This is a genomic window from Pseudomonas putida (assembly GCF_001976065.1).
GTDB lineage: Bacteria > Pseudomonadota > Gammaproteobacteria > Pseudomonadales > Pseudomonadaceae > Aquipseudomonas > Aquipseudomonas serbica.
This window is the reverse complement of the sequence record NZ_MNAH01000002.1, coordinates 872,760-886,948: the sequence shown is the minus strand read 5'-3', so window position 1 is coordinate 886,948 and position 14,189 is coordinate 872,760. Positions and strand designations below refer to the sequence as shown.

The 14,189-nt window shown below is 59.7% G+C and carries 11 protein-coding genes; 6 read left to right on the top strand and 5 right to left on the bottom strand.

Annotated elements, in window-relative coordinates; all coding sequences use genetic code 11:
- Positions 1 to 234: 234 nt before the first annotated feature.
- The gene (locus tag BKX96_RS10430) at positions 235 to 588 is read right to left on the bottom strand and encodes a hypothetical protein (protein ID WP_046818085.1); all 354 of its coding nucleotides are present in this window, start codon (positions 586 to 588) and stop codon (positions 235 to 237) included.
- A 357-nt stretch (positions 589 to 945) separates the two neighbouring features.
- Between BKX96_RS10430 and BKX96_RS10425 the strand changes: the two genes are divergently transcribed.
- A complete protein-coding gene (locus BKX96_RS10425; RefSeq protein WP_077183778.1) occupies positions 946 to 2,340 on the top strand; it encodes a hypothetical protein in 1,395 nt (464 codons plus the stop codon).
- 488 nt (positions 2,341 to 2,828) lie between these two features.
- The gene (locus BKX96_RS10420; RefSeq protein ID WP_046818087.1) at positions 2,829 to 7,718 is read left to right on the top strand and encodes an NAD-glutamate dehydrogenase; all 4,890 of its coding nucleotides are present in this window, start codon (positions 2,829 to 2,831) and stop codon (positions 7,716 to 7,718) included.
- A 114-nt stretch (positions 7,719 to 7,832) separates the two neighbouring features.
- Here the strand turns inward: BKX96_RS10420 and BKX96_RS10415 are convergent, their stop codons facing one another.
- The 4 genes from BKX96_RS10415 to pdxR form a co-directional block, all read right to left on the bottom strand.
- Entirely contained in the window at positions 7,833 to 8,543 is a 711-nt protein-coding gene (locus BKX96_RS10415) for an ATPase (protein WP_077183777.1), read from the bottom strand.
- 220 nt (positions 8,544 to 8,763) lie between these two features.
- Positions 8,764 to 9,183: a cupin domain-containing protein gene (locus tag BKX96_RS10410; RefSeq protein ID WP_077183776.1), complete on the bottom strand. Its 420-nt coding sequence runs from the start codon at positions 9,181 to 9,183 to the stop codon at positions 8,764 to 8,766.
- A gap of 196 nt (positions 9,184 to 9,379) precedes the next feature.
- On the bottom strand, positions 9,380 to 9,673 hold the full coding sequence (locus BKX96_RS10405; protein WP_077183774.1) for a putative quinol monooxygenase: 294 nt from the start codon (positions 9,671 to 9,673) through the stop codon (positions 9,380 to 9,382).
- A gap of 124 nt (positions 9,674 to 9,797) precedes the next feature.
- Positions 9,798 to 11,231 carry a MocR-like pyridoxine biosynthesis transcription factor PdxR gene (gene pdxR, locus BKX96_RS10400; protein WP_046818090.1) on the bottom strand — a complete coding sequence of 478 codons (1,434 nt, stop codon included), beginning with the start codon at positions 11,229 to 11,231 and terminating at the stop codon, positions 9,798 to 9,800.
- A gap of 205 nt (positions 11,232 to 11,436) precedes the next feature.
- On the opposite strand from pdxR, the gene BKX96_RS10395 reads away from it, so the two are divergent.
- From BKX96_RS10395 to BKX96_RS10380, 4 genes are all read left to right on the top strand, one after another.
- On the top strand, positions 11,437 to 11,877 hold the full coding sequence (locus BKX96_RS10395) for a carboxymuconolactone decarboxylase family protein (protein WP_077183773.1): 441 nt from the start codon (positions 11,437 to 11,439) through the stop codon (positions 11,875 to 11,877).
- 73 nt (positions 11,878 to 11,950) lie between these two features.
- Positions 11,951 to 12,928 (top strand): LysR substrate-binding domain-containing protein, encoded by a 978-nt coding sequence (locus BKX96_RS10390; protein WP_077183771.1) that lies wholly within the window; start codon positions 11,951 to 11,953, stop codon positions 12,926 to 12,928.
- 81 nt (positions 12,929 to 13,009) lie between these two features.
- A complete protein-coding gene (locus BKX96_RS10385; protein ID WP_077183770.1) occupies positions 13,010 to 13,531 on the top strand; it encodes a GNAT family N-acetyltransferase in 522 nt (173 codons plus the stop codon).
- Positions 13,532 to 13,641: 110 nt separating this feature from the next.
- Positions 13,642 to 14,136: a hypothetical protein gene (locus BKX96_RS10380; RefSeq protein WP_046818094.1), complete on the top strand. Its 495-nt coding sequence runs from the start codon at positions 13,642 to 13,644 to the stop codon at positions 14,134 to 14,136.
- Positions 14,137 to 14,189 lie beyond the last annotated feature (53 nt).

The following is a 14,189-nucleotide window of genomic DNA, read 5'->3' as shown; positions in this document are numbered from 1 at the left end:
CGGCGACTAACGGCATTTTGTGCAAACTGCGGGAAATGGTGGGGATTTGCGGGATTTTCGCAGGGCGATGCTCTTGGGGTAACTGTCAGGGCCTCATCGCTGGCAAGCCAGCTCCTACAGCTATTGGTGGTGTGCAAGCAATCTGTGCAGCCCGAAAGCCAACCCATCTCTCGCGACCGAACGCGATCTACTGCAGGAGCTGGCTTGCCAGCGATAGGGCCGGTACAGGCACCCTCAAATCTGGCTGACGAACGTCCCGGTACCGTCAAGAATGTTCTTCAGGGTTTCCTGGACTTCCGCCAGATCCACCATGTCCGGGTTGAAGGTAATCTCCAGCACATCATCCCCATTCAACGCATCGGCATCCGCCGCGGCGATTTCGATCTTCAGCAGGGTAGGGCTGAGGGTCACCTTCACGCCATCGAGGGTCGAAGGCTCGCCATCGAGGGTGATTTCCAGCTCATCCTCATCCGGGTACCGGCTCATGAGGAACATCTCACCCTTTTCGCTATGGCAGCACAGCATCGCCATGTCGTCTTCTTCTTCATCGCAAGGGTTGACGATCAAGAGGGCGGTGGTCATTTGCATGGGGAATTCCTGGCTCGGCGAGCGTGATGAACGTTACGAAAAAGCAATTCTGCCAGCCCGCAGACATTTGTGCTGCCTCAGGTTGCTGGAGCGGCGGAAAAAGACCGATTTTCATTATTGACCTGATGTATGAAAAAGCATTTGAAGTTTGACTCTGTGAATGGTGAAAGGTGTTTCTCACAGACTTTTCCTCCCTTCCCATAGGAAATTTCCTTTGCCCTTGCAGGAGGTTTGCGAGGGCTAAAAATAACGTCCGGACGCAGGTTTTTTACTTGTATTGGCCCATTTCAATCCCTTAGCGTGAACGCCCAGACGCAAAGGAGTGCGCAGTCAATCACGAAAAAAGGACCTCTTTCGATGAGTCAGTATTTCGAACGGGCGGATGAGATCAAGCACCTGTCCGGGGAACAAATCGAGCAACTGTATCAGCGCTACCTGGACGGTGAAAAAAGTGCCGACCTGAAAATCGAGTTCAACATTGCGCCTGAAGTCCGCAGTTTGTTGAAAATATTGCCCCCCATCATCAGCAAGGACCTGACCTGCCCCTACTGCGACCTGCCCATGTGGGTGCGTCGGCACGCAAAGGGCACCCCAGTTTCAATTCGTAAGCCTTTCAAGTGCGTAGGTTGCGAGCACTATCACCATGAGCCCGGCCAGCAGGGGCGAATGAAGCGCTGTACCTGCCATGAGTGCTACAAGCTGCGCCAGCAGGAAATCGCCGACCAGGCGCAGCGCGATCGTCTCGAGCTGGCCAAACGCTACGCCATACCACGTCCGTCGGTGCCTTTTGCAGCGCTGGGCTTCGTACAGAAACTGGCTCTGCTCGCCTTGCTGGACGATGGCCAGGTTGACGGCGTCGAGCGCATTGCCTCGCTCGCCACCGGGCTCAGGAGCGAACCACTGGCACCCACTGACGAGGCCAGTGAAGCGCTGGTGAGGAACCTGTACGAGAGCGGCGCGTTGGAGGTCGATCTGGAGGGCGACATCAAGGCCTTCGATCGAGCGTCCGGCTACTTGATCAAAGACTTTTCTTCCGTGCGCTGGCTACCCAATATCGCGCTTGAGCCCGGCATACGCAGCACTCGCGACGCACTGTACCGGGCTTTGTATCAAGAGCTGTCCGGCAATGTTTTGCCCGCCTGGAAAAGCGAACTGTACGCGTTGATGTTGAGCCTGGCCCGGGACGAATCGATTCAGTACATCCAGGTATTGGCCAGTGAAGTGAGTTTCGTGTTCAGTGCCCAGGGGCGCGCCCAAACTGTCGTCGGCCAGCTTCTGCAGGACTTCTCGGTAAGCCATATCTACTACTTTGCCCGGTTGGCGGTGAAGAATGCCGCGCATTTTTACGCCACCGGCAATTCAAAAGGGCGCAACCACGCCTGCAACACCATCCCCGGCAGCATGTTGGGCACGGCGCAGGATGCCAAGGCGCGAAACTGGCGCAAAACCGCCTATCGCGATTCGCGGGTGCCGCAGTCGGCCTTACACCGAATCCTGTACGACGTGGTGCTCAAGGACAGCGGAGCCGGTTTCTCCAAGTCTCCGGGCCTCTACTGGCGTGACGAGCTGGTGCCGCGGTTTTTCTCCGGCAATGCCTGCGGGGCGGACCTGGCCGGGCACCTGCAGCTGTTCTGCCGCGAGTGTGAATCAACCAACGTCGATGCGAGCATGGACAGGATGACGGTTCAAATGCTCTGTTACGACTGCGCGACAGTGAGCAAATTTCAGGCGATTGAAGACTTGACCGACTGAATCGGTCGCGGTTTCTACAAACAGCCCCCATAGCGTCCATGCTCGGCCCAGCAATCATGGACGCTGTCAATTTTTGGTTGGGGCGGGGCAGACGCGTCCCGACCCTTGGTTTTGGTACGGATGTCCCGCAAAAACCGTGCAATCAGCCCCGAAATCTTCTTCGGCTGCTAGTGTTGATCAATGCGCGCCTGCACAGCAGCGTACCGTTGACCGAATATGTCGCAGCACCGCAAGCATGGGCCTTGCCGCACTCGTTAAGCTGCGCAACGGATGAGCACCCGTAAAGGCATTGCGCTGCACGCAGCCCAGTCGCTTTTGCAGATGCCCATTCACGGAAGGTGAATGTGACCCGAGTGTCTCGTTTAGCTTCACCCACCTGTCACCCTGTTTCCTCTGCCCGAGAATCAGGAGCAGGGTGACGGGTAGCCCCAAAAGGGGTTTTGCACGCGACGCTTTCATCAATAACAAGCCCAAGCGGAGTACCACAGATGGCGTTCTTCACCGCAGCCAGCAAAGCCGACTTCCAGCACCAACTGCAAGCGGCACTGGCGCAGCACATCAGTGAACAGGCACTGCCACAAGTGGCGCTGTTCGCTGAACAATTCTTCGGCATCATTTCCCTGGATGAACTGACCCAACGTCGGTTGTCTGACCTCGCTGGCTGTACTCTTTCTGCGTGGCGCCTGCTTGAGCGCTTCGATCACGCGCAACCACAAGTGCGCGTCTACAACCCCGATTACGAACGTCACGGCTGGCAGTCGACCCACACCGCGGTCGAAGTCTTGCACCACGACCTGCCGTTCCTGGTGGACTCGGTGCGTACCGAGCTGAACCGTCGCGGCTACAGCATTCACACCCTGCAAACCACGGTGCTGAGCGTACGCCGTGGCAGCAAGGGCGAGCTGCTGGAAATCCTGCCCAAAGGCACCCAGGGCGACGACGTGCTGCAAGAGTCGTTGATGTACCTGGAAATCGACCGTTGCGCCAACAACGCCGAACTGAACGTGCTGGCCAAAGAGCTGGAGCAAGTGCTCGCTGAAGTGCGCGTGGCGGTGGGCGATTTCGAGCCGATGAAAGCCAAGGTCCAGGAAATCCTCACCAACCTGGACAACAGCCGGTTCGCCGTCGATGCCGACGAAAAGAGCGAAATCAAGAGTTTCCTGGAATGGCTGGTGGGCAACCACTTCACCTTCCTCGGCTACGAAGAGTTCGTGGTCAGCGATGAAGCCGATGGCGGCCACATCGTCTATGACAAGGACTCCTTCCTCGGCCTGACCAAACTGCTGCGCGCCGGCCTGAGCTACGATGACCTGCGCATCGAAGACTACGCCGTGAATTACCTGCGCGAACCGACCCTGCTGTCGTTCGCCAAGGCGGCGCACCCAAGCCGTGTGCACCGTCCGGCCTACCCGGACTACGTGTCGATTCGCGAAATCGATGCCGACGGCAAGGTCATCAAGGAATGCCGCTTCATGGGCCTGTACACCTCCTCGGTGTATGGCGAGAGCGTGCGAGTCATCCCGTACATCCGCCGCAAGGTCGCGGAAATCGAACGCCGTTCGGGCTTCCAGGCCAAGGCTCACCTGGGCAAGGAACTGGCCCAGGTGCTCGAAGTACTGCCGCGCGACGATCTGTTCCAGACCCCGGTGGACGAGCTGTTCAGCACCGTGATGTCGATCGTGCAGATCCAGGAACGCAACAAGATCCGCGTGTTCCTGCGCAAGGACCCATACGGTCGTTTCTGCTACTGCCTGGCCTACGTGCCGCGTGATATCTACTCCACCGAAGTACGACAGAAGATCCAGCAAGTGCTGATGGATCGCCTGAAAGCCTCGGATTGCGAGTTCTGGACCTTCTTCTCCGAGTCCGTGCTGGCCCGTGTGCAACTGATCCTGCGCGTCGACCCGAAAAACCGCATCGACATCGACCCGCAGCAACTGGAAAACGAAGTGATCCAGGCCTGCCGCAGCTGGCAGGACGATTACTCGGCGCTGACTGTCGAAAGCTTCGGCGAAGCCCAGGGCACCAACGTGCTGGCCGACTTCCCGAAAGGCTTCCCGGCCGGTTACCGCGAGCGTTTCGCCGCGCATTCGGCTGTGGTCGACATGCAGCACCTGCTGAGCCTCAACGACAAGAACCCGCTGGTGATGAGCTTCTATCAGCCGCTGGGCCAGGTCGGTCAGCGTGAGCTGCATTGCAAGCTGTACCACGCCGATACCCCGTTGGCCTTGTCCGACGTCCTGCCGATCCTGGAAAACCTCGGCCTGCGCGTGCTGGGCGAATTCCCGTACCGCCTGCGCCACACCAATGGCCGCGAGTTCTGGATCCACGATTTCGCCTTCACCGCCGCCGAAGGCCTGGACCTCGACATCCAGCAACTCAACGACACGCTGCAGGACGCGTTCGTCCACATCGTGCGCGGCGATGCCGAGAATGATGCGTTCAACCGCCTGGTACTGACCGCCGGCCTGCCATGGCGTGACGTGGCGCTGCTGCGTGCCTACGCCCGTTACCTCAAGCAGATCCGCCTGGGCTTCGACCTCGGCTACATCGCCAGCACCCTGAACAACCACACCGACATCGCTCGCGAGCTGACCCGGTTGTTCAAGACCCGCTTCTACCTGGCACGCAAGCTGAGCAGTGACGACCTCGAGCAACGTCTGGAGCATGCGATCCTGACCGCACTGGACGATGTGCAGGTACTGAACGAAGACCGCATCCTGCGTCGCTACCTGGACCTGATCAAGGCCACCCTGCGGACCAACTTCTACCAGACCGACGCCAACGGCCAAAACAAGTCGTACTTCAGCTTCAAGTTCAATCCACACTTGATCCCCGAGCTGCCCAAGCCGGTGCCGAAGTTCGAGATTTTCGTCTACTCGCCACGCGTCGAAGGCGTGCACCTGCGCTTCGGCAACGTTGCCCGTGGCGGCCTGCGCTGGTCCGACCGTGAAGAAGACTTCCGTACCGAAGTCCTGGGCCTGGTAAAAGCCCAGCAAGTGAAGAACTCGGTGATCGTGCCGGTGGGTGCCAAGGGCGGCTTCCTGCCGCGTCGCCTGCCACTGGGTGGCAGCCGTGACGAGATCGCGGCCGAGGGCATCGCCTGCTACCGCATCTTCATTTCGGGCCTGTTGGACATCACCGACAACCTGAAAGACGGCGCCCTGGTGCCGCCGGCCAATGTCGTGCGTCATGACGACGATGACCCGTACCTGGTGGTTGCCGCGGACAAGGGCACCGCGACCTTCTCCGACATCGCCAACGGCATCGCCATCGACTACGGCTTCTGGCTGGGTGACGCGTTCGCGTCCGGTGGTTCGGCCGGTTACGACCACAAGAAAATGGGCATCACCGCCAAGGGCGCGTGGGTTGGCGTACAACGCCACTTCCGCGAGCGCGGCATCAATGTCCAGGAAGACAGCATCACTGTAGTGGGCGTCGGCGACATGGCCGGTGACGTGTTCGGTAACGGCTTGCTGATGTCCGACAAGCTGCAACTGGTCGCAGCGTTCAACCACCTGCACATCTTCATCGACCCGAACCCGAACCCGGCGACCAGCTTCGCCGAGCGTCAGCGCCTGTTCGACCTGCCACGTTCGGCCTGGTCGGATTACGACACCAGCATCATGTCCGAAGGCGGCGGTATCTTCTCCCGTAGCGCCAAGAGCATCGCGATTTCCCCGCAGATGCAGGAACGCTTCGACATCCAGGCCGACAAGCTGACCCCGACCGAACTGCTCAATGCCTTGCTCAAGGCACCGGTGGACCTGTTGTGGAACGGCGGTATCGGTACCTACGTCAAGGCCAGCAGCGAAAGCCACGCCGATGTGGGTGACAAGGCCAACGATGCACTGCGCGTGAACGGCAACGAGCTGCGCTGCAAAGTGGTGGGCGAGGGCGGTAACCTCGGCATGACCCAACTGGGTCGCGTGGAGTTTGGCCTCAATGGCGGCGGTTCCAACACCGACTTCATCGACAACGCCGGTGGTGTGGACTGCTCCGACCACGAAGTGAACATCAAGATCCTGCTGAACGAAGTGGTTCAGGCTGGCGACATGACCGACAAGCAACGTAACCAGTTGCTGGCGAGCATGACCGACGAAGTCGGTGGCCTGGTACTGGGCAACAACTACAAGCAGACCCAGGCCCTGTCCCTGGCAGCCCGTCGCGCCTTGCCACGGATTGCCGAATACAAGCGCCTGATGAACGATCTGGAAGGTCGCGGCAAGCTGGATCGCGCCATCGAGTTCCTGCCCAACGAAGAAGCGCTCAACGAGCGCATCGCCGAAGGCCATGGCCTGACCCGTGCCGAGCTGTCGGTGCTGATCTCCTACAGCAAGATCGACCTCAAGGAGCAGCTGCTGGGTTCCCTGGTGCCGGACGACGACTACCTGACCCGCGACATGGAAACCGCTTTCCCGCCAACGCTGGTAAGCAAGTTCTCCGCAGCCATGCGTCGTCACCGTCTGAAGCGCGAAATCGTCAGCACCCAGATCGCCAACGACCTGGTCAACCACATGGGCATCACCTTCGTTCAGCGACTCAAGGAGTCGACCGGCATGAGCCCGGCGAATGTCGCCGGCGCCTATGTGATCGTGCGTGACATTTTCCACCTCCCGCACTGGTTCCGTCAGATCGAAGCCCTGGACTACCAGGTTTCCGCCGACGTGCAACTGGAGCTGATGGACGAGCTGATGCGCCTGGGCCGTCGCGCCACGCGCTGGTTCCTGCGTGCCCGTCGCAACGAGCAGAACGCTGCCCGTGACGTCGCGCACTTCGGTCCGCACCTGAAGGAGCTGGGTCTCAAGCTCGACGAACTGCTCAGTGGCGAGATCCGCGAAAACTGGCAATCGCGCTATCAGGCGTACGTCCAGGCCGGTGTGCCGGAGTTGCTGGCGCGTATGGTTGCGGGCACCTCGCACCTGTACACCCTGCTGCCGATTATCGAGGCCTCCGACGTGACCGGCCAGAACCCTGCGGACGTGGCCAAGGCCTACTTCGCGGTGGGTAGCGCGCTGGATATCACCTGGTACCTGCAACAGATCAGTGCCCTGCCGGTTGAAAACAACTGGCAGGCCCTGGCCCGTGAAGCGTTCCGCGATGACGTCGACTGGCAGCAACGTGCGATCACCATCTCGGTCCTGCAACAGGGCGACGGCACCCAGGACGTGGAAACACGCCTGTCGCTGTGGATGGCGCAGCACGGCAGCATGATCGAACGCTGGCGCGCCATGCTGGTGGAAATCCGTGCCGCCAGCGGCACGGACTACGCCATGTACGCAGTGGCCAACCGTGAACTGCTGGACCTGGCGTTGAGCGGGCAAGCGGTGGTGACAGCCCCTGCAACTGCCAGCGCAGAGCTGGAACCGGCGGCCTGATCAGCCGTTGAATGAAAAAGCCCCGCATTGAGAGATGCGGGGCTTTTTTTGGCCTGGGTTTTTATAGCGACAATTCCGGCCCCTTCGTCGGAGCGCCGCCCGGGGCCCTATCTTTCAATACAACTTATGACCTTGTTTGCTATCAATCATCGACACTTTATCTGTCGGCCTGGTCAATAAATTACTGAGCGACTGGTCAAACTTCTGCAGTGCCCTTACTTGCACATTCTGCTGTTCGTTAATATCGGCGACGATCTCTTCACTGCGTTTAAAGTCTGCCCACACCGGGCTCAGTGCTACGGCGTCATGACCTTTTGCAGTGCCAATGTAGTTAAAGTTGCGATCATAGAAATCGGCACTGACATGGGCCTCGACGTCCGAACTGCGCGAGGTGATCAACTGGCTGCGGCTGTCGACGATGGCGACCACGTCCGGTTGCGCCGCCCTGAGGCTCTGCATGTCCGGGTAGACCGTGACCGAACCGAACTGGCGTTGCAGCGAGGCCTTGACCCAGTCCACGGCCAGATCAGGCTTGGACGTGGCGACATAGGCGTCGTGGATCGGTTGAACCAGCAGGCTCTGGCCGAAACCGGTGCCGGCATTGGCTTGGTAGTCCTGCAGATAGGCGCGATTTTCCTGGGTGTTGCGGCTGTACACCACGCCCAGGGAAACATGGTTACCGTTGGGAATAAGGGTTGTACTGCTGCGACCCACCGGTTCGGTGAAGATACCGTCCAGCGATGAAACCGCGGACGGAGCAGTGGGAATCGAGCAGCCGGCTAATAGCGCTGCCATCGTCAACGTACTGACCAGTACAAGTTTCATGGTGTTTCTCCGGTGAAACAATATCAAAGTCGGAAAGTTAATGGCCGGGCAGTAACCGGCGCTGTCTCCAGACTAAACCGGTCGTGTAATAATCAAACAGCCCTAATCAACGGGTGGATAGTTTTGTTTGATTTAAAGAGAGTTGGTTAATTGCTGGGAGAAATAAAAAGTCCCGAATCGGCTGATTCGGGATTTATAGTTATGGCTGTTCGTTCAGCGATCAGTTTTTCAAGGGTACAAGTACTTTTTCGTCCGGCGACAACACCATGAATACCAGCAATTTTGCAGGCTCGGTCGCGCTGGCGTTTTTCGACACCAGGTGTTCGGAGCCGGCGGCTTCGTACCAGTATTCGCCGGCCTTGTAGGACACCGCTTTCTCGCCCCTTACCTGAGAAACAATGGACCCCGAGAGGACGTACGCCATGGCGGTACCGTCGTGTTTGTGGGCGATGGATGATTGGCCGGGCTCATAGTCGACCTCGATCATCAGCGCCTTCTTGCCCGGTACGTTTTTCAGCATCTGGTCCTGCAATACCGTGACTTTTTCCGAAGGGTCGCCGGCTTCATGGGCGAAGGCCGAAGAGGACAGGATCAGGGCGAGGGCAGCAAGGGGAGCGGCACAGAAACGCAAGACGTTCATGGTTCATTAACCTGCAGTGGTGAGTTGTCAGGGACCAATCTATTGCGTCAGGGGAGGCAAACAAACAGCCAATTTTCGCGAAGGCGAGGGGACCAATATGCGACGCGGAACGAAAAAGATCGCAGTCCCCGACAACGTTTGCAGAGGTACCCATACTCTGCAAGCGCGGCCAAGGGCTGCGATCTTTAATCGGGTCTTATCTGATCGGAAAGCTGTTGAAGTCGACGGCATTGGCCAGTTGGCAATCGATCAGGTCGATGAAGCCTTGCACCTGGGGACTGTTGAAGTGTGATTGCATGGCCGTTTCCGATTGCCAGTGGGCGCTGACAGTCCAGCGATTACTGTCCTCAGGGCAGCGGTCGACCATATAGGATTCACAGCCCGGTAGTTCGCGCAGGGTGTCGACAATCTTTTGCAATTGCTGACCCAGTTCATCCGAGCGGCCGGCGACGGCCTGAACCTTTACGGTATTGATTACGTTGTGGGACATTGGCACTCACTCCTGAATCAGGCCGGACGTATCCTGCTCATTGAGGGATAACGCCTATGCAGGATAGGCCTGCTCCCCCGGACCACCAATAGCCAATCGCTGAATAAAGGCGCAGACCAATGCGTCAGGCAACCTGCTGCAGAATGTCCCGAAAACGATCCAGGGCGATGTCGATGTCCAGGGTCTCGATGGCGCCAAACCCCAAGTAAAACCCGTCCTGGGGCGCTTGCTGGTAGAAAAAGCTGTCGATGGCATAGAGCCCGACTTCAACCTTTTTCGCCAGTTCGATCACCAGCGCCACATCGATCGGTACCTTGCACAGCACCACCATGTGAAAACCCGCGGTGGTTGGCACTGCCTCAAGCCAGGGCGAGAGATCACCGGCCATGCGCGCCAGGATCCGCTCACGCCGGCCCGCGTAGATCGTATGGCAACGACGAATGTGCTTGAGCAGGCAGCCTTCAGCGATGAATTTGGCCAGCGCCCACTGGGGCAAGGTGGAGGTATGCAGGTCGGTCAGTTGTTTGGCGCGCACCACCGCCTCGAGGATGGCGGGCGGCAGGATCGCGTAACCCAGGCGCAGCTCCGGCAGCAGGGTTTTCGAGAAGGTCCCGACGTAGGCGACGATCCCGCGATCATCCATGCTTTGCAGCGAGTCTGTGGGGCGGCCTTCGTAGCGGAACTCGCTGTCGTAGTCGTCCTCGATGATGATCGCGCCCAGTTCATGGGCCTTGGCCAGCAATGCGACTCGTCGCTCCTGGCTCATGGGCATGCCCAAGGGGAATTGGTGCGAGGGGGTGACGTAGATCAGCCGCGTGCCGAGAGGGATCTTGTCCACCACAATGCCTTCGGCGTCCACCGGCACGCCAATCACCGTGGCGCCGTGAGTGCCGAACAGCAGGCGTGCCGGCGGATACCCGGGGTCTTCCATGGCCACGATGCTGCCCGGGCGCGTCAATACTCGGGAAATCAGGTCCAGCGCCTGTTGTGCGCCATTGCACACCACCACGTCCTCATCCTGGCAATTGACCCCGCGAGAAAAAGCGATGTGCTGCGCGATGGCATTGCGCAGCGCAGGCAGGCCTTCGGGTAGGCTGTAGAAACCCTTGGACCCGGCAATCTGGCGCAACGCATGGGAGGTGCAGCGCCGCCAGTCGTCCTGGGGAAACTGGCCCTTGCTGGTGGCGCCGCCAATGAAGTCGTAACGCAGCGAGCCTTCGAGCGTCGGGTGACGCAGGAACACCGGCAGCTTGCGCCATGATTCGATCACCTCGAACCCGGCGAGCTCGTTATGGCTCTGCTTGCGCTGAACTTTCGAGGCCCGCGCGTTGACGTAGGTGCCTTTGCCGATCACCCCGGTGAGAAAGTTCTCATAGGTCAACTGCGCATAGGTATCGGAAATGGTCTTGCGCGAGATGCCCAGTTGCTCGGCCAGCAGGCGACTTGGCGGCAGTTGTGTCCCGGCTGCCAGGCGGCCCGATTCGATAGCGCCGCGCAGTTGCTTGTACAACTGGCCCGCCAGGTCCTTGCGGCCGTTGATGACGACATGTAGTTCCATACCGGCAAGGCTCCAGGGCAATTGAGTCGCGTGTGCATCGCGCCAGATTAACCTCAACCGGTGTTCATGCAGTAGTTGCGTGGTGGAAAAACCGCCAATTGGTCTGCGGCCCGGTGGTCCACGGAAAATTCGCATAATTGGATGTGTAACGCAGCGTTATCAACGACTACCTTGAGGACACACCGTCGCTACCCGAGGTCGCGCCATGAACCCCCGCCTGGATTACTACAGCGCCTCGCCCAAGGCGATGAAAGCGATGATCGCCATGGAAGCCCTGACCAGCCACCTGAGCATCGAGCCGTCGCTGCTGCACCTGGTCAAGATCCGTGCCTCGCAGCTCAACGGCTGTGCGTTCTGCACCGACATGCACTCGGTGGATGCCCGGCGTCTGGGTGAAACCGACCGCCGCCTGTATTGCATCGTGGTCTGGCGCGACAGCAATTTCTTCAACCCGCGCGAGAGGGCAGCCCTGGCCTGGACCGAGGCGGTGACGCTGCTTTCGCAAAGCCATGTGCCGGACGACGTCTACGAGCAGGCGCGAGGGGAATTCAGCGAAGGCGAACTGGTGGACCTGACCATCGCTGTCACCACCATCAACAGTTGGAACCGCCTGGCCGTGAGCTTTCGACAGGCGCCCAGCGCCTGAACCGCTGTCACACATCGTTCATGCACGATGCTCAAAATGGAGCTCCCACTGATAGATCGACAGGGAGTCATCGATGTCATTCATGGAAACCAGCGACGACCCGCTTTTAGCGCAATATCCCGCCTCTCTCGATAAAACCCCTTCCTGGCGCAACCGTGCGGCGCAAATCGATCCGCAACAGGCACGGTGCTTCAGCATTACTGCCCGTTGCGGCTGCTTCATGCAGGCCGCCCGGCGCCTCAATATCAAGGCAACCCTGTTGCGCAAGCACTTGGCTCAGCTTGAAAAGCAGTTGCAGTGTTCGTTGTTTGGCCCTTCGGAGAACGGTCTGGTGCTCAGTCGTGACGGCCTGCAACTGCACAGGCAGTTGACAGCGCTGGCCCATGAACGGGAGCTGCCGGTGATCGAGCAGCCGCGGGTGCGACTTGCGGTCGCCGAGACCATCCTGCACGACATCCTCGGTCGCGATCTGGTGGCGTTGCTGCGACGCAATGCCAGTGCTCGCCTGGACATCATCAGCCTCGACAGCGAATTGTCCCTGCAGGCCGTCAGCGCCGATGTCGTGGTGTGGCTGGCGGGTACCGACTCGCCGCTGCCGGGCCCGAGTTTCGCCGTCAGCGATCCCCGTTGCCTGGCGCGACTCGACTACATGCCTCATATCGCCAAGCGTTATTCGCGGGTCGCCGCGCGCCCGGACGGCCTCGATGACCTCGCCGATTTCATGCTCGTGCAATGGCAGCACGATCGGCAGATCGACAGTTTTCGGCCCTGGAACGACCTGGTCGACCAGCGCCTGGCCGGGGTCGTGCAGTCGCATTCCTATGAGCTGATGCTGGAGATGGTCCGTTGCAGCGCCTGCATCGGCCTGTTGCCCGCCTACATGCGCCACTTCGACCGTGGCTTGATCGGCTTGCCGGGGCTGTTCAGCCCGTCGATGCAGCGCCAGGTGTGGATGGCGGTGAATGTCGAGTCAGAGGGCGAGGTGCAGGTGCAGGCGATTGTCGAGTTGATCCTCAGTACCTTCGAAGAGCGACGGGAGTGGTTTTTGTAGTCGCTCGCTCCTGCAGGGTCTTTGCCATCAATGATGCGTTAGAGTAGGCAGACCCTGTCTGCCATCAAGGATGAATCCCCCATGACCGCCACCGACGCCGTCATCACCCTGGAACGCCTCAACGATTCCCACGTTGCAGGCATTACCGAGCTTTACCGCGACCCGCTTGTCGCACGTCAAACGTTGCAAATGCCGTTCCCGTCCACCGAGACCTGGCACAAACGCATGGCGACGGACAACGAGCGGGTCATTCAACTGGTGGCCCTGCACCAAGGGACGGTGATCGGCAGCCTCACCCTGGAACAATTTTCCCGTATCCGTCGAAGCCATGTCGGTAATTTCGGCATGGGCGTTGCGCCCGCGTGGCAGGGCAAGGGCGTGGGCTCGAAACTGTTGGCGGCGGCGCTGGATATCGCGGACAACTGGATGAACCTGCGGCGGGTCGAGCTGAGCGTGTATGCCGACAACGCAGCCGCCATCGGCCTGTACCGCAAGTTCGGCTTCGAAGACGAAGGGCTGTTTCGCGACTATGCGGTGCGCGACGGCGCCTACGTCGATACCTTGAGCATGGCGCGCCTGCGGCGCATGCCCAAGGCTGATTGATCGCACGTCCTGAGGTAAATGCCACCGCTCGTGCTTTTAGTCGTACGCCGGTGGCACGCATCTGCCATGCTCAATGTCCGCAGCACCGCTCCAATCAAAGGAACACCGCAATGGACGATGTACAGCAACTGGGCGAGATGCTTCGCCACTACGCAGAAAGCGAAGCGCACAAGAAACAGTTGTTCGAGGCGCAATCGAGCGAGTGGGCGAGGCGCATTGATGAGTTGTTCGATCAGATCCAGCAGTGGCTGGAGCCGGTCAAGGCCCCCCATTTGCTGGAAGTGAGCCGCGAGGCGTATGTCGCGTCGGGGCCCAGTGTTCCGGTGGAGACATCCACCTTCAAGACGCAAAAGCTCAGCATCCTGATCGCCGGCAAGCCGGTGGAGTTCGTGCCCGATGTGATGGGTGTCGGCGGCCAGATTTCACTGGCGGTGATGGGGTTTACTGCGGCGCGTTATGGCAGCGTCTCGCTGGTGTGCCTGCCACCGTCCACGAACTGGCAGTGGCGCAAGACCAATGGCCTGAAAGACCCGGACACCTTTGCCTTCGATGCGAACTTCCTGGCCCAGCAGTTGCAGAGCCTGATTCCCCGCGAGCGCGGCTGATCCTGCAAGGCGGGCACAACCCCTGTACGAGCGGGCTTGCCCGCGAAGGGGCC